The organism is Pseudomonas sp. W15Feb34 (assembly GCF_023127765.1).
Classification (GTDB): domain Bacteria; phylum Pseudomonadota; class Gammaproteobacteria; order Pseudomonadales; family Pseudomonadaceae; genus Aquipseudomonas; species Aquipseudomonas synxantha_A.
The window spans coordinates 304,392-320,869 of sequence record NZ_SPKN01000045.1; the positions used below are offsets into that span (position 1 = coordinate 304,392).

Here is a 16,478-nt window from a genome sequence, read left to right on the forward strand (position 1 = left end):
GCAAGCCAGGCACAGAGCCATCTCATGAGCAAATACAACCAGATCTATACGGATCTGCTTGCCAGCATCACCACCGAACGCCTGCAACGCGGTACGCGCCTTCCCTCCGAAACCGAACTGATGGACGCCTACCAGGCCAGCCGTGGCACCGTGCGACGCGCCATCGAGCAGTTGCAGGAGCGTGGCTTTGCGCAAAAAATCCATGGCAAGGGCACCTTTGTGTTGTCGCCCAACCCGATCGAGTTCCAGTTGGGCGGCATCGTCAGCTTTCACGAGACCCACGCCGACCTGGGCGATGACGTACGCACTGACGTCGTCGAGTTCACCCAAATCCCGCTGGAAGGTTCTTTGCTGCAACACATCGAAGCCGAGCCCGGCACGCTGATCACCCGCGTCAAACGCGTACGACGTATCGGTGGCAAGCGCGTGATCCTGGACATCAACCACTTCGTTGCCGACCTGATCCCCGGCCTGGACCACTCGATTGCCGAGCAGTCGATTTACGCGTTTATCGAGCAAACGCTGGGGCTGCAGATCAGCTATGCACAGCGCACCATCGAAGCCCTGCCGCGCAGCAAAGACGACCAGGCGCACCTGGACCTTGATGGGCAAAGCCATGTGATCGTGGTGAGTAACCAGACGTTTTTGCAGGACGGGAGGCAGTTCGAGTACACCGAGTCGCGGCATACGCTGGATAAGTTTTACTTTTCGGATATTGCGCGGCGCTGAGCGTAATCCGGGAAGATCATCTTCTCCCCTACCGCCTCGAACTCTGGGTGAGTGCCTCGGTATTCGGAAAGCTCCGACATCGCGCGAGTCATGCCTCGCGTGCATCCTGGCCAACCATAGGCTGCTTGATCAGGCACTGACATCCCCAAAAACACAAAACCCCGGCACCAGGCCGGGGTTCTGTTATTCAGCACTCACCTGCTATTGCAGGATCATTCCCACTCAATCGTCGCCGGCGGCTTGCTCGACACGTCATACGTCACGCGCGAAATGCCTTCGATTTCATTGATGATACGGCCGCTGACCGTCTCCAGCAGTTCGTAAGGCAGGTGTGCCCAACGCGCTGTCATGAAGTCGATCGTCTCTACGGCACGCAGCGCAACAACCCATGCGTAACGACGACCATCGCCTACAACGCCAACCGATTTCACCGGCTGGAACACCACGAACGCCTGGCTGACCTTGTGGTACCAGTCGGCCTTGCGCAGTTCTTCAATGAAGATGTGGTCGGCGCGACGCAGCAGGTCGGCGTATTCCTTTTTCACTTCACCGAGGATACGCACGCCCAGGCCCGGGCCTGGGAATGGGTGGCGGTAGACCATGTCGTACGGCAGGCCCAGTTCCAGGCCCAGACGGCGGACTTCGTCCTTGAACAGCTCGCGCAGCGGTTCTACCAGCTTGAGGTTCATTTCCTCAGGCAGGCCACCCACGTTGTGGTGGGACTTGATCACGTGGGCCTTGCCGCTCTTGGCGCCGGCCGACTCGATCACGTCTGGGTAGATGGTGCCCTGGGCGAGGTACTTGATGTTGTCCAGTTTGTTGGACTGGGCATCGAAGACGTCGATGAAGGTACGACCGATGATCTTGCGCTTCTTCTCCGGGTCGGACTCGCCGGCCAAGTTGTTGAGGAACTGTTCCTCGGCGTTGGCGCGGATCACCTTGACGCCCATGTTCTCGGCGAACATGGCCATCACTTGCTCGCCTTCGTGCAGGCGCAGCAGGCCGTTGTCGACAAATACGCAGGTCAGCTGGTCGCCGATGGCCTTGTGCAGCAAGGCAGCAACTACCGAGGAGTCCACGCCGCCGGACAGGCCGAGCAACACGTTGTCGGTGCCGACCTGGGCGCGCACCTGGGCGATGGCGTCTTCAGCGATTTTCGACGGGGTCCACAGGGCTTCACACTCGCAGATGTCGAGAATGAAGCGCGACAGGATGCGCCCGCCTTGCTTGGTGTGGGTCACTTCCGGGTGGAACTGCACGCCGTAGTAACGACGCTCGTCGCTGAACATACCGGCGATCGGGCAGCTTGGGGTGCTGGCCAGGATGTGGAAGTCTTCCGGCATCTTGGTGACCTTGTCACCGTGGCTCATCCAGACGTCGAGGCCGAACAGGCCGTCGGCGTCGATGTGGTCTTCGATGCCGTCCAGCAGGCGGCTCTTGCCGACCACGTCCACACGGGCATAACCGAATTCACGCAGCTCGGAGCCTTCCACCTTGCCGCCCAGTTGTTCGGCCATGGTTTGCATGCCGTAGCAGATACCGAACACCGGTACGCCCAGGTCGAATACCGCTTGCGGGCAACGCGGGCTGTTGGCTTCGTGCACGGACTCGGGGCCACCGGCGAGGATGACGCCTTTAGGGGCGAATTCGCGGATCGCTGCGTCGTCCATGTCGAACGGGTGCAGTTCGCAGTACACGCCGATTTCACGCACGCGGCGGGCGATCAGCTGGGTGTACTGGGAACCGAAATCGAGGATCAGGATGCGATGGGCGTGAATGTCGAGGGCCATGAAGTCAGTCTCGTCTAATGAATCAGAAACAACTCGGGGCTGAAAGAACAGCCCCGGTTACTTAACATTTTGCTGGAAGGTTCAACCTACACGGTAGTTTGGCGCTTCCTTGGTGATCTGCACGTCGTGGACATGGGATTCAGCCATGCCTGCGCCGGTGATCCGTACGAACTCTGGCTTGGTGCGCATTTCTTCGATGTCGGCGCTGCCGGTGTAGCCCATCGAGGAACGCAGGCCGCCCATCAGTTGATGGATGATCGCGCTCAGGGTGCCTTTGTACGGCACACGGCCTTCGATACCTTCCGGTACGAGCTTCTCGGCGCCTGCCGAGGAGTCCTGGAAGTAACGATCGGAAGAACCTTGCGCCTGGGACATGGCGCCCAGCGAACCCATGCCACGGTAAGCCTTGTACGAACGGCCCTGGAACAGTTCGATCTCGCCAGGCGCTTCTTCGGTACCGGCGAACATCGAGCCCATCATCACGCAGGAAGCACCGGCCACGATGGCCTTGGACAGGTCACCGGAGAAACGGATGCCGCCGTCGGCGATCAACGGTACGCCAGTGCCTTCAAGGGCAGCGGCGACGTTGGCGATGGCGCTGATCTGCGGCACGCCCACACCGGCGACGATACGCGTGGTGCAGATCGAGCCAGGGCCGATACCGACCTTGACAGCGTCAGCGCCAGCTTCGGCCAGAGCCTTGGCGGCAGCGCCGGTGGCGATGTTGCCGCCGATCACTTGCACGTCAGGGAAGTTCTGCTTGACCCAGCGCACGCGGTCGATCACGCCTTTGGAGTGACCGTGGGCGGTGTCGACCACCACCACGTCAACACCGGCAGCAACCAGCGCCGAAACGCGGTCGCCCGTGTCTTTACCGGTGCCGACTGCCGCGCCAACACGCAGACGACCCTGGTCATCCTTGCTGGCCAGCGGGTAAGCCTTGGCTTTTTCGATGTCGTTGACGGTCATCATGCCCTTGAGGGCGAATTTGTCATCGACGATCAGCACGCGCTCGATGCGGTGCTTGTGCAGCAGTTCGCGCACATCGTTCTTGTCGGCGCCTTCCTTGACAGTAACGAGGCGCTCTTTAGGCGTCATCACTTCACGGACGGTGACTTCAAGGCGGTTCTCGAAACGCACGTCACGGGAAGTGACGATGCCGACCAGGTCGCCATCGTGCAGCACCGGGACGCCGGAGATGTTGTGCATGCGAGTGAGTTCGAACAGGTCACGCACGGTGGCGTCGGCTTCGATGGTGATTGGATCTTTCACCACACCGGCTTCGTAACGCTTGACCTTGCGCACTTCGGCAGCTTGCTGCTCGATAGTCATGTTCTTGTGGATGATGCCGATGCCGCCTTCCTGAGCCATGGCAATGGCCAGACGGGCTTCGGTGACGGTGTCCATGGCAGCGGAAACCAGGGGAATATTCAGCTCGATGCCACGGGTTAGGCGGGTCTTGAGACTGACTTCGTTAGGAAGCACCTCGGAATAACCGGGCACTAGGAGAATGTCGTCGAATGTCAGAGCTTCTTGGCTGATACGCAGCATCGCGGGGGCTCCCGAGCGGGAAAATGGAAGCGCGCCATTATATACATGCGCCCTGCCCGGCTCAATGTAAAACTCTGACAAACTTGGTAATACTGATAGAAGGATTAAAGCTCGACTTTGACCCAGCTCATTTTCTGGTCCAACCAATCGGCAAATTCGTCGATAAAGCTCTGCTTGAACCCCGCCTCCGCCCAGTTGTTGAAGATGAACCCCAGGTTGGAAAACCCGCATTCCTGCAGGAACAGAAAGCCGTTGATGTCATCTTCATGCCCACACAGCGGGCAGGTGAAGTTGTCGGTGTGACCAGGCATCCAGTCTTCCAGGCTTTCGAACAGCGCCTCGCCAACTTCCTTCAGGCATTCCGGGCAGCCGGCTTCTTCAAGGAACCCCTTGGCCGGCGTGTAGATGCAACGCTTGTAGATGATCTCCAGGCCATTGACCGGCTCGTTGAACGGCAGCGCTTCAGGGTGCAGCACCACGGCGCGGGCGCCATCGGCCAGGGCGTAGCCCATGCGGTTGCCGGTACGCCCGCAAGTGGTGAGCTCTTCCTTGATGATGTTCTTGCGCACCAGCCAGCGCACAATCGCCCGGGCGCGGGGTTCGTGGACGGGCAAGGTGGAGATTTTCGGGACAAGGATGCTTTGGGAATTCATGGGAGTCCTGCGGTGTGGCTATTGGCGCCATCGCGGGCAAGCCCGGCTCCCACAGTTGATCGCATTCCAATGTGGGAGCCGGGCTTGCCCGCGATGACGCCCGGGAGGACGGCAGCTTAATCCCTGAAAAAATCAGGTCAAGTACTCACATACCGCCCGATCAGCGCAATACCACTGGCCAATACCAACCATGTCACCAACCGCACGAACGCCTCACGGGACAGCCGCATCGTCAGCCTGCGTCCACACCACAGCCCCAGGGCCATCGCCGGCAACAGGCAAACCGCCAACATCAATAACGGCAAATCTGCATACACGCCGGCAATCACGAACAGACTCAAACGCACGACCGTGCTGCAACTGATCAGCGCGCTTTGCGTGGCCCGCGCCGCGTCCTTGGGCAAACGGCTGTTCAGGTAAATCGCATATAAAAAGCCGCCACTGCCGAATAGCGCACCAAACAGCCCCCCAACAGTGCCCATGGGAATCGACCAGCCCGCTGCCAGCTCAGTCGGCCGCGCCTTCACCGCCAGGCTGTAAATCGCGTAGGCGCTGATAAACAGGCCCATCAACAGCAGCAACAGGTCCGAATGCAGGTTGAGCAAAAACAACACGCCCAGGCTGCAGCCGACGGCCATGCAGGGCAGCAACCGCAACAGTTCTGGTTTGTTCACATCGCGCCGCGTTTGCAGCAAGCCGCCAAACGCCGCGACAAAGTCGAGAAGCACCAGCAACGGGATGATCTTCGACAGCGGCATAAACACAATCAGGATCGGCCCGGCGACCAAGGCCGTCCCGAACCCGGCAATGCCAAACACCACATAGGCCAGCACCACACCCAGGCCGATCACCAGCCAATCCACAGCCCCGAACGACCACTGACTCATCAACTCAACCAGGCTCATGGGTTATCCCTTGTTGGACATGGCCTTCACTTTAGCCATTGTCGACTGTTGCGACTAATATCTTCAAAGCTAGCCACTCATCTCAAAAAGGCATGACTCGTGATCTCCACGCGGCAACTGCGTTACTTCGTCGAAATCGCCGAGAGCGGCAGCTTCAGTGCCGCGGCCGAACGCCTGTTTGTGGCGCAGTCGGCCTTGAGCCGGCAGATCAAGGAACTGGAAAATCAACTGCAAACCCCATTGTTCGAACGCACCGCACGCCAACCGCGGCTCACAGCGGCCGGTGAAGCGTTCTACCCACGGGCGCGCAATTTACTGAGTGAGTTGCTCAAGGCCAGCGAAGTGGCGACCCTAGTAGGCAATGGCCAGCTTGGCACGCTGCGCCTGAGTCACTCGAGCACAGTGCCGATGAGCGGCGCGTTATTGCACGGCATCAGCACCTGGCTAGAGCGCTGCCCTGGAGTATCGGTGGATATCGCCAAGCTCTCCTCCGAAGCCCAGTTGGAGGACATCGCCGAGGGTCGCCTGGACGTCGGCCTGCTGCGCTTGCCCGTACTGCGCCAGCGCGACGGCGTGCGTGTGCTGCCGTTGTACACGGAGCCGTTGGTGCTGGCGGTGCCGCCGAATCATCCGTTGGCACGCAGCGACGCGCCGGTGGAGTTGGCGCAGCTAAAGGACCAAGCGTTTATCTCGGTCCCCCATCCCCAACGCGGCGGGCTGAGTTATCTGTCGGCCGAACTGTGCATGCGTGCAGGATTTTTCCCCAGGGCCGCACGGGTGATGTCGCGCAAGACCACGCAGTTGCAATTGATCCAGGCCGGTTTCGGCATTGCCTTGTTACCAAAATCCATGCAGGACATCGCCCCCGCCAACCTGCACTTTTTACCCCTGGCCGACCCGGACTGCCATAGCACCGTGGCCCTCGCCTGCGCGCAGGCGCCGAACGCGCTGGTAGAGCAGTTCTGTCAAACCCTGCACGAATGCCTATAAACTGCCGCCCATGATTAAAGATCCTTTTGCCCGTCTGGGCCTGGACCGCGAAGTCCTGACTGTCAGCCAGCTCAACGGCCGCGCGCGGGTGTTACTGGAAGACGTGTTCACCAATATCTGGGTCGAAGGCGAAATCTCCAACCTCGCCCGCCCGGCTTCCGGCCATGTGTATTTCACCCTCAAGGACAGCGGGGCCCAGGTGCGTTGCGCGCTGTTTCGCAACAACGCTGCACGCGTGCGCCAGGCGTTGAAGGACGGCCTGGCGGTCAAAGTGCGTGGCAAGGTCTCGTTGTTCGAGGGGCGTGGCGACTATCAACTGATCCTCGACACCGTGGAACCTGCCGGCGATGGCGCGCTGCGCCTGGCCTTCGATGCCCTAAAGGAAAAGCTCAGCGCCGAAGGCCTGTTCAGCGCCGAGCGCAAGGTGCCGCTGCCCGCGCACCCGCGGCGTATCGGCATCATCAGTTCGCCGACCGGCGCGGTGATTCGCGACATCATCAGTGTGTTCCGCCGCCGGGCGCCGAACATTGAACTGACACTGATCCCGACCGCTGTGCAGGGCCGCGAGGCGATCCCGCAGATCGTGCGGGCGCTCAAACTCGCCGATGCCCGCGGCTTCGACGCGCTGATCCTGGCCCGTGGCGGCGGCTCACTGGAAGATCTCTGGTGCTTCAACGAAGAAGCCGTGGCCCGAGCGGTGGACGCCTGCGTCACGCCCATCGTCAGCGCCGTCGGGCATGAAACCGATGTGTCGATCAGCGACTTCGTGGCGGACGTGCGCGCTCCGACGCCCTCCGCCGCCGCCGAGCTGCTGGCACCGGACGCCAGCCATCTGGTGCGCCAGGTAGACAACCTGCATCGGCGCCTGGTGATGCTGATGCGCAACCGCCTGAGCCACAGCCGCCTGCGCCTGGAAGGCATGGCCCGGCGCCTGCGTCACCCGGGCGAGCGCTTGCGCCAGCAGGCACAACGTCTGGATGACCTGGACATGCGTATGCGCCGCGCCTTCGAGCGCGGCCTCAATACCCGTCGCGAGCGCTTGATTCGCCTGGAGACCCGCCTCGCCGGCCAGCATCCGGGCCGCCAATTGGCGCTGTTGCGCCAGCGCCTGGACAGCCTCGCCGAACGCCTGCCCCGAGCCATGCGCGAAGGTCTCAAGGCCCGACGCCTGCAACTGCAAAGCCAGGTGCAGACGTTGCAGGTGGTCAGCCCGCTGGCGACCCTGGGCCGTGGCTACAGCATCCTGCTGGATGAACGCGGCCAGGCGATTCGCAATGCCGCACAAACCCACACCGGCCAGCGCCTGACCGCGCGCCTGGGTGAAGGTCAACTGCAAGTGCGGGTGGAAGACAATCACCTGACCCCCGTCACCCTTTCGCTACTGGATTGATTGATGCCACGTCTACTGAGTTTGTTGCTGCTGTGCCTGTCCATGAATACCTACGCGGACAGCTATATCACCCGCACCTTGAACAAACCGGTGCCCGGTGGTGTGGCCGTGGTCGAACTGGGACCGGCCGCCACGGCGCCCAAAGCCACATACCAAGGCAAACCGGTACTGGTGGTCAAAGAACAGGACAACTGGCTAGCCATCGTCGGTATCCCGTTGACGGTCAAGCCTGGTAACGAGCGCATCAGCAGCGGCGGACGCAACTTGCCGTTTATCGTCGGTTACAAGAAGTACCCGGAACAGCGCATCACGCTGAAGAATAAAAGCCAGGTCAACCCTGACCCAGCCCAGCTCAAGCGCATCGAAGGCGAGTTGGCGGTACAGCTCAAGGCTTACCGCAGTTTCAGCCCCACCCTGCCGAGCAACCTGGTGCTGGACAAACCGGTGAACGGCCCGTTGTCGAGCAAGTTCGGGGTGCGGCGCTTCTTCAACGGTGAAGAGCGCAACCCGCATTCGGGCCTCGACTTCGCCGTGCCGGCCGGTACGCCGATCAAGACGCCCGCGAACGGCAAGGTGATTCTGGTTGGCAATTACTTCTTCAATGGCAACACGGTATTCGTCGACCATGGCCAGGGCTTTATCAGCATGTTCTGCCATATGTCGAAGATCGACGTGAAGGTGGGCCAGCAACTGGTGCGCGGTGCGGTCGTGGGCAAGGTGGGTTCGACCGGACGGGCGACGGGGCCGCACATGCACTGGAACGTCAGCCTGAACGATGCACGGGTTGACCCGGCTATCTTTATCGGCGCATTCCAACCCTGAAACACGCGATTGCGCGCCCCATCACCGGCGCGCAATTAAAACCAGATATCAACTTCAAAACCAGCATAAAATCTCGTTTATTCTGCACAGAGCAGAACTTATCTCAATTTTTATCGACTGCTTGCCATCTTTCACCCCTGCGGTTAGGGTTGAGCTTATGAAAACCTCTCACACCCTCATTCAGCTTCGCCAGCACCGCAGCCTGTGCCTCGTCAGCGCACGACTGCCAGGCTGAATCGATCTGCCTCGTCCCAAGCTTTCTCCCCAAAAACAGTTTCACGGCAGGCCGCCTTTTCTCGGCCCCTACAACAAAGGATTTCCCGATGAGCATGCTCAAAGACCCGTCGTCGAAGTACCGCGCGTTCCCGACCATTGATATTCCGGACCGCACCTGGCCATCGAAGACCATCACCACCGCGCCGATCTGGTGCAGTTCTGACCTGCGGGATGGCAACCAGTCGCTGATCGAGCCGATGGACGCCGCGAAAAAGCTGCGTTTCTGGAAGACCCTGGTATCTGTAGGCGTGAAGGAAATCGAAGCCTCGTTCCCGGCCGCCTCGCAAACCGACTTCGACTTCGTGCGCACCCTGATCGAAGACAACCACATCCCCGAGGACACCACTATCCAGGTGCTGACCCAGGGCCGTGAAGACTTGATCGCACGCACCTTCGAATCCCTGCGCGGCGCCAAGAAGGCCATCGTGCACTTGTACAACGCCACGTCGCCGTCGTTCCGCCGCATCGTGTTCAACCAGGACAAGGATGGCATCAAGGCTATCGCCGTCAACGCGGCCAAACTGTTCGTCAAATACGCCGCCCAACAGCCTGAAACCCAGTGGACCTTCGAATACTCCCCGGAAACGTTCAGCGCCACTGAGTTGGAGTTCGCCAAGGAAGTCTGCGACGCAGTGATCGAGGTGTGGAACCCGACGCCCGAGCACAAGATGATCCTCAACCTGCCGGCCACCGTTGAATGCGCCACACCGAACATCTATGCCGACCAGATCGAGTGGTTCGGTCGCCATATCAACCGTCGTGACAGTGTGATCATCAGCCTGCACACCCATAACGATCGCGGCACCGGCGTCGCCGCCACCGAACTGGGCCTGATGGCCGGCGCCGACCGCGTCGAAGGCTGCCTGTTCGGCAACGGCGAGCGTACCGGCAACGTCGACCTGGTGACCGTGGCCCTGAACATGTACACCCAGGGCCTGGACCCGCAACTGGACTTCTCCGATATCGACGGCGTGCGCAAAGTCGTTGAAGAGTGCAACCAGATCCAGGTGCACCCGCGTCATCCTTATGTGGGCGACCTGGTACACACCGCGTTTTCCGGCTCCCACCAGGACGCGATCCGCAAAGGCTTCTCCCAGCAGAAAGACGATGCGCTGTGGGAAGTGCCGTACTTGCCGATCGACCCGGCGGACATTGGCCGCAGCTACGAAGCGGTGATTCGTGTAAACAGCCAGTCGGGCAAAGGTGGCATCGCCTACCTGCTGGAACAGGAATACGACATCAGCTTGCCGCGTCGTATGCAGATCGAGTTCAGCCAGGTTGTGCAGGCCGAAACCGACCGCGTGGGCCTTGAGATGACTGCGCCGCAGATCTACGCCTTGCTGCAGCGTGAATACCTGCAAGCCAACACCCCGTACGCGCTGGTCAGCCATCGCCTGCAGGAAGAGAACGGCAACAGCTTTGTCGAGGTGGAAGTTTCCGGCAAGGGCCAGGGCGAAACCAACCTGCACTGGAAAGGCAAAGGCAACGGCGCGCTGGAAGCCTTGGTGGCCGGCCTGCCGATTGGCGTGGAGATCATGGACTACAACGAACATGCCATCGGTGCGGGCACCAATGCCAAGGCGGCCGCCTACATTGAACTGCGCGTGAACGGCGAACGTCCGGTGCATGGTGTGGGCATTGATGAAAACATCACCACCGCCAGCTTCAAGGCGCTGTTCAGTGCGCTGAACCGCTCGCTGAGCCAGTTGGAAGCCAAAGCGGCGTAATCGGCTGCTGAAATGTGAAAGGCCCCTGGGTGTGAATCCAGGGGCCTTTTTGCTTTGGGGTTATGGTGGCGCTGATGGCCCTATCGGGAGCAAGCCCCCTCCCACATTTGAATGTATTCGCAAATCAAAGTGGGAGGGGGCTTGCTCCCGATAGCGGTTTATCAGACAAACTGAAAGCTATCGGCATCCAGGTTCGCTGGAAACCTGGTGCGATAAGCAGCCAGCTCCGCTGCATCCAGAATCACCTGGAACACCCCGTCCGCCTCCCCTGCACTCAGCAAGGTTTCACCCTGGAAATCCAGCACCTGGCTGTCGCCTGTATAGGCAAATCCTTTGCCATCCGTGCCTACCCGATTCACGGCAGCCACATAGCACAGGTTTTCAATCGCCCGCGCCGGCAACAAGCGGTTCCAATGCTGACGACGTGCACCGGGCCAATTGGCGGTGTACAGCAGCAAGTCGGTGTCCTGGGCATCGCGACTCCATACCGGGAAGCGCAGGTCGTAGCAAATCAGTGGGCGAATGCGCCAGCCCTTTAACTCAAACTGCACCTGGCGTTCGCCGGGGGTGTAGTGATCGTGCTCACCGGCCATGCGGAACAGGTGACGCTTGTCGTAATGCAGCACCTCACCATCCGGCCTTGCCCACAACAGGCGGTTGCGGTGGCTACCGTCGGCGGCCTGGATAATCACGCTGCCAGTGATCACCGCGTTGTATTTGGTTGCCTGCGCCTGGAGCCAGTGATGGGTCGGCCCCTTTTCCGGCTCGGCGAGGGTGGCTGACTCCATGGAGAAACCGGTGGTGAACATCTCCGGCAGTATGATCAGGTCCGCACCATTGGCCTGCTCCAGCAGCAGCTCAAAATGCTCAAGGTTAGCCTGACGGTCATGCCACACCAGGCTGGTCTGAATCAGGGCGATGTTCAGATTGGGCAGTGCACTCAGATCACGCATAGCTTTTCGGCTGCTTGTTGCAGCGTCTCCTCGCGTTTGGCAAAGCACAGACGCACCAGGCGCTGGCCTTGGGGTGGGTGCTGGTAGAACACCGAGACCGGTATCGTCGCCACGCCATGTTCGCGGGTCATCCACAGGGACATGGCGACGTCATCCAGGTCTGGGCGAATCTGTGAGTAATCCACCAGTTGGAAATAAGTGCCGCTCACCCGGGTAAAACTGAAGCGGGATGGCCCCAGCAGGTCGCAAAACATGTCGCGCTTGGCCTGGTAAAAGGCCGGCAGTTCTTCGACATGCTCCGGGTGATCAGCCATGAAGTCAGCCAAAGCGTACTGCAAAGGGGTCACGCCGCAAAAGTTGACATATTGATGCACTTTGCGCAGTTCGGCAGTCAGGGCCGGCGGCGCGACCACGTAACCGGTTTTCCAGCCGGTCACGTGATAGGTCTTGCCGAAGGAGCTGACCACGAAGGCGCGCTGATACAGCTCCTGATGGGCCAATATGCTGACGTGAGGCACACCGTCGAACACCAGGTGTTCGTAGACCTCATCACTGACCAGGTAGATATCGCGGTCGCGGATCAGTTCGGCCAACTGGTCCAGCTCGGCGCGGCTGATCAGCGCACCAGTGGGGTTATGTGGCGAGTTGATGATGATCATGCGGGTGCGCGGCGACAGCGCCGCCTTGATCTGCTCGAAGTCGAGGGCAAAACCGTCCAGACTCAGTTGCACATGCACGCAACGACCACCGGCCAGCTCCACCGAGGGCTCATAGCTGTCGTAGCTGGGGTCGAACACGATGACTTCATCGCCACTGCGAATCACCGCCTGGATCGCGCAGAAGATCGCCTCGGTGGCGCCAGGAGTGATGGTCACCTCGCTGTCGGCATCGACTGCGGCGCCATAACTGCGAGCAATCTTGGCGGCCACCTGCTGACGCAACACGGGCAAGCCGGTCATGGGCGCGTACTGGTTGTGACCCAGAGCGATATGCTTGCCCACTGCATCGAGTAAACCTTGCGGGCCATTGAAATCCGGGAAACCCTGGGACAGGTTGAGCGCGCCGGTTTCAGCCGCAAGTTGCGACATAGTGGTGAAAATGGTCGTGCCGACATTCGGCAGCTTGCTGGTGATCATCGGAGGCCCCTGCAGGTGAGCCCCAAGTTTTAAGCTGCCAATTGCACCGGGTCAAGGCACAAACGGCCGCGCACAAAAAAGGGCTCCAAAGGAGCCCTCTCTTGCAGCGTGTCGCTTACAACGCAAAGCTGCCGTTATTTCTTGTCACGGCGCTTCTTGTCGGCCTTCTTGTGGTGAGTCATCAAACGACGCTTCTTGTTCACCTGACGGTCGGTCAGTGTGTTCTTGTTGCCTTCGTATGGGTTCTCGCCACCCTTGAACTCGATACGGATCGGCGTACCGACCAGTTTCAAGACTCGGCGGTAAGTATTTTCCAGGTAACGCACGTAGGACTTGGGCACCTTCTCGATCTGGTTACCGTGGATCACGATAATCGGCGGGTTGGCACCACCCAAGTGGGCGTAACGCAGTTTGATCCGACGGTTGTTGACCATCGGCGGTGCGTGCTCGCCCACGGCGTCTTCGAGGATCTGGGTCAGACGGTTGGTCGGCCAGCGGGTGACCGCGGACTTGAACGAGTTCTGTACCGAGGCGTAGAGGTTACCCACGCCAGTACCGTGCAGTGCCGAGATAAAGTGGATATCGGCGAACTCGACGAAGAACAACCGACGCTGCAGTTCGATCTTGACGAAATCGCGCTCGCTCGGCGTCATGCCGTCCCACTTGTTGATCGCGATCACCAGGGCCCGACCGGCTTCCAGGGCAAAGCCCAGCAAGTTGAGGTCGTGGTCCACCACGCCTTCGCGGGCGTCCATCACGAAGATCACCACGTTGGCGTCTTTGATCGCTTGCAGGGTTTTGACCACGGAGAACTTTTCAACTTCTTCGTGGATCTTGCCGCGCTTGCGCACACCAGCGGTGTCGATCAGCGTGTACTTCTCGTCGTTACGCTCGAACGGGATGTAGATACTGTCGCGAGTGGTGCCGGGCTGGTCGTAGACGATAACGCGGTCTTCACCGAGCATACGGTTGACCAGGGTCGACTTGCCGACGTTCGGGCGGCCGATGATAGCGATCTTGATACCGTCTTTTTCGCTCGGGCCAGGAATGCGCTTGGCTTCCTCGCCTTCAGCGACGATCTCTTCCTCGCCCTCTTCTTCCTCGACATCATCCTTGGGGAAGTCGCGCAGGGCGATTTCCAGCATCTGGGTGATGCCACGGCCGTGGGCACCCGCGACCGGGATCGCATCACCCAGGCCCATCGGGCTGAATTCGGCACGGGCCGCCTCAGGATCGATGTTGTCGATCTTGTTGGCGACCAGATAGGAACGCTTGTTGCGCTTGCGCAGGTGCTCGCCAATCATCTGGTCAGCGGCGGTATAGCCCGCGCGGGCGTCCACCAGGAACAACACGACATCGGCTTCTTCAATGGCCAGCAGCGACTGCTCGGCCATTTTTTCGTCCATGCCATGCTCGTCACCGGAGATACCACCGGTGTCGACAATAATGTAGGAGCGCCCTTGCCACTTTGCCTCACCGTATTGGCGATCACGGGTCAGACCGGACAAGTCGCCGACAATGGCGTCGCGAGTCCTGGTCAGGCGGTTGAACAAGGTGGACTTGCCGACGTTAGGTCGGCCCACCAGGGCGATTACGGGAACCATGCGGCTCTCCACTTCGTTATTTCAGAAAATACAAAAGCCGCTGCAGGGCAGCGGCTGGTGCTCGGGGCAGCATCGTCAGATGCCGCATGCCCCGCAAAAGCAGGGCCGCCTGGGTGTTACCCCAAGCATGGTTCTTACTTGATGGTCAGGGCTTCCAGCTTGCCGCCGTTGCCATACACATAAAGCATGTTACCTACCACCAGCGGACGCGCACGCAGGCCGTCGCTGTCGATACGTTGGCGACCGACAAAGCGACCATCCACCTGGCTCAGCAGGTGCAGGTAACCTTCAAAGTCACCGACTGCTACGTAGCTGGAGAAGACTTCCGGTGCCGACAGTTGGCGGCGAGCCAGCGAGTCGTTGCTCCACAGTGCAGTGGTGGAACGCTCATCGACACTTTCAACGGTGCCGGAGGCCAGGCTCACGTAGACGCTGCCAAACCCTTGGGCGACACCCGCATAGCTGGAAGCATCACGCTGCCAGTTGATGCGGCCGCTTTGCAGGTCCAGCGCGGCAACACGGCCCTGATAGGTGGCCACGTAGAGAGTTTCACCCGACAGCAGCAGGCCACCGTCGATGTCCACGACGCGGTCCAGCTCGGAACGGCCTTGCGGGATAGCCACACGGGTTTCCCACGCCGGCACGCCGTTCTGGGTATCCAGGGCGACTACTTTACCGGTCGACAGGCCAGCCACAGCGAGATTGTTGGTCACAATCGGACCACTGGTACCACGCAGGGTCAACACCGCCGGGGTGCTGTCGTACAACCAGCGTTGGTCGCCAGTGGAGGCATCCAGACCGATTACGCGGTCATCCTGGGTCTGCACCACGACGATATCGCCGTTGGTCGCTGGCGCCGAGAGCACTTCACTGGTCACGCGAGCGCGCCATTTCTCTTCGCCGGTGCTGGAGTCGAGTGCGACCACATCACCTTTGAGCGTACCGATCAGCACCATGCCGTAGCCGACACCCACACCACCGGAAACCGGCAGTTCGAGGTCTTTCTTCCACTTGACGTCGCCGTTCATGCGATCCATGGCAACCACGACGCCAGTGGAATCAGTGGCCACGATGTTGTCGCCGTCGATCGCCGGCTGCAACAGGTTGTAGAGGTCGCCCTGCCCGTCACCAATGGATTGGCTCCATTGTTTTTGCAGGACCACTTCTTCCTTGAAGCTGGTCAGCTCGGCAGGCGGCAGTTCTTTTTTGCTGTTGCTGCTGCAACCCGCGGCCAAAACGGCCAGAGCCAGCAATGCTGCATGTTTCCAACGGATCACGTCACGCATCCCCTTTGGCCAAGTCGTCGAGCTTGATTTGTAAGCCACCGACCGCCGCTTCATCAGACAGCGCCGCCTTGGCTTTTTGGTACGCAGCATGGGCTTCGTCGGTACGACCCAATTGGACCAACAGGTCGCCCTTGAGCTCTTCGCGAGTGGCCACGAATGCCTTGTCAGCATCGCCGTCGAGCAGTTTGAGTGCTTCGTCAGCCTTGTTCTGTGCCGCCAATACCTGTGCCAGGCGCTGACGTGCGATTTCACCCAGGGTCGGGTTGGTCGGCTTGTCGGCAATGGCCTTCAGCTCGGTGGCTGCGTCATCCAGCTTGCCGGTATCGACCGCGACTTTCGCGACGAACAGGCTGCCGTACTGGGCGTAGGTGCTACCGCCGAATTCGTTTTTCAGCTTGCCGGCCAGGTCTGCCACCTGCGCAGGGTCAGGCTTGCCGTCCGGCGTCAGGGTAGTTTCCAGCAATTGCTGGTAAACGATCGAGGCGCCCTGGGATTGGTTGGCCTGATACTTGGTCCAGGCTTGCCAGCCGAACACCACCACTAAAGCCAGCAGGCCGCCAGTGACCAGGGGCTTGCCGTTACGCTGCCACCAGTCCTTGAACTCGGCCAGTTGCTCATCATCAGTACTCGACACCCCAATACTCCTTAATCGCTAAATTCGGCTGT

General features: G+C 60.3%; 14 protein-coding genes. 5 read left to right on the top strand and 9 right to left on the bottom strand.

The window, feature by feature from the left end; all coding sequences use genetic code 11:
* Window positions 1-24 precede the first annotated feature (24 nt).
* Window positions 25-729 carry a trehalose operon repressor gene (treR, locus tag E4O97_RS23210; protein WP_032879617.1) on the top strand — a complete coding sequence of 235 codons (705 nt, stop codon included), beginning with the start codon at window positions 25-27 and terminating at the stop codon, window positions 727-729.
* Window positions 730-941: 212 nt separating this feature from the next.
* Here treR and guaA read toward each other — a convergent pair whose 3' ends face one another.
* The 4 genes from guaA to E4O97_RS23230 all read right to left on the bottom strand — a co-directional run bounded on the left by guaA (window position 942) and on the right by E4O97_RS23230 (window position 5,628).
* Window positions 942-2,519 carry a glutamine-hydrolyzing GMP synthase gene (gene guaA, locus E4O97_RS23215; RefSeq protein WP_005791155.1) on the bottom strand — a complete coding sequence of 526 codons (1,578 nt, stop codon included), beginning with the start codon at window positions 2,517-2,519 and terminating at the stop codon, window positions 942-944.
* An 81-nt stretch (window positions 2,520-2,600) separates the two neighbouring features.
* Entirely contained in the window at window positions 2,601-4,070 is a 1,470-nt protein-coding gene (gene guaB, locus E4O97_RS23220) for an IMP dehydrogenase (RefSeq protein WP_014719807.1), read from the bottom strand.
* A gap of 104 nt (window positions 4,071-4,174) precedes the next feature.
* Window positions 4,175-4,723 (bottom strand): hypothetical protein, encoded by a 549-nt coding sequence (locus E4O97_RS23225; protein WP_005791157.1) that lies wholly within the window; start codon window positions 4,721-4,723, stop codon window positions 4,175-4,177.
* 137 nt (window positions 4,724-4,860) lie between these two features.
* On the bottom strand, window positions 4,861-5,628 hold the full coding sequence (locus tag E4O97_RS23230; RefSeq protein ID WP_248162353.1) for a sulfite exporter TauE/SafE family protein: 768 nt from the start codon (window positions 5,626-5,628) through the stop codon (window positions 4,861-4,863).
* A 99-nt stretch (window positions 5,629-5,727) separates the two neighbouring features.
* Between E4O97_RS23230 and E4O97_RS23235 the strand changes: the two genes are divergently transcribed.
* From E4O97_RS23235 to leuA, 4 genes are all read left to right on the top strand, one after another.
* On the top strand, window positions 5,728-6,618 hold the full coding sequence (locus tag E4O97_RS23235; protein ID WP_032879614.1) for a LysR family transcriptional regulator: 891 nt from the start codon (window positions 5,728-5,730) through the stop codon (window positions 6,616-6,618).
* A gap of 10 nt (window positions 6,619-6,628) precedes the next feature.
* Window positions 6,629-8,008 (top strand): exodeoxyribonuclease VII large subunit, encoded by a 1,380-nt coding sequence (gene xseA, locus E4O97_RS23240; protein ID WP_032879613.1) that lies wholly within the window; start codon window positions 6,629-6,631, stop codon window positions 8,006-8,008.
* A 3-nt stretch (window positions 8,009-8,011) separates the two neighbouring features.
* A complete protein-coding gene (locus E4O97_RS23245; RefSeq protein ID WP_032879612.1) occupies window positions 8,012-8,830 on the top strand; it encodes a M23 family metallopeptidase in 819 nt (272 codons plus the stop codon).
* A gap of 323 nt (window positions 8,831-9,153) precedes the next feature.
* Window positions 9,154-10,833: a 2-isopropylmalate synthase gene (gene leuA / locus E4O97_RS23250; protein WP_032879611.1), complete on the top strand. Its 1,680-nt coding sequence runs from the start codon at window positions 9,154-9,156 to the stop codon at window positions 10,831-10,833.
* Between the two features lie 161 nt (window positions 10,834-10,994).
* Here leuA and E4O97_RS23255 read toward each other — a convergent pair whose 3' ends face one another.
* From E4O97_RS23255 to E4O97_RS23275, 5 genes are all read right to left on the bottom strand, one after another.
* On the bottom strand, window positions 10,995-11,786 hold the full coding sequence (locus E4O97_RS23255) for an amidohydrolase (protein WP_032879610.1): 792 nt from the start codon (window positions 11,784-11,786) through the stop codon (window positions 10,995-10,997).
* Window positions 11,774-12,922 (bottom strand): pyridoxal phosphate-dependent aminotransferase, encoded by a 1,149-nt coding sequence (locus E4O97_RS23260; protein ID WP_248129149.1) that lies wholly within the window; start codon window positions 12,920-12,922, stop codon window positions 11,774-11,776. The genes E4O97_RS23255 and E4O97_RS23260 overlap by 13 nt, the downstream gene beginning before the upstream one ends.
* 134 nt (window positions 12,923-13,056) lie before the next feature.
* Window positions 13,057-14,526, bottom strand: coding sequence for a ribosome biogenesis GTPase Der (der, locus tag E4O97_RS23265; RefSeq protein WP_005791167.1), 1,470 nt, complete (start codon window positions 14,524-14,526; stop codon window positions 13,057-13,059).
* A 134-nt stretch (window positions 14,527-14,660) separates the two neighbouring features.
* Window positions 14,661-15,812, bottom strand: a complete 1,152-nt coding sequence (bamB, locus tag E4O97_RS23270; RefSeq protein WP_005791169.1) for an outer membrane protein assembly factor BamB — start codon at window positions 15,810-15,812, stop codon at window positions 14,661-14,663.
* Entirely contained in the window at window positions 15,805-16,446 is a 642-nt protein-coding gene (locus tag E4O97_RS23275; protein WP_003194010.1) for a YfgM family protein, read from the bottom strand. Before E4O97_RS23275 ends, bamB begins: the two co-directional genes overlap by 8 nt.
* Window positions 16,447-16,478 lie beyond the last annotated feature (32 nt).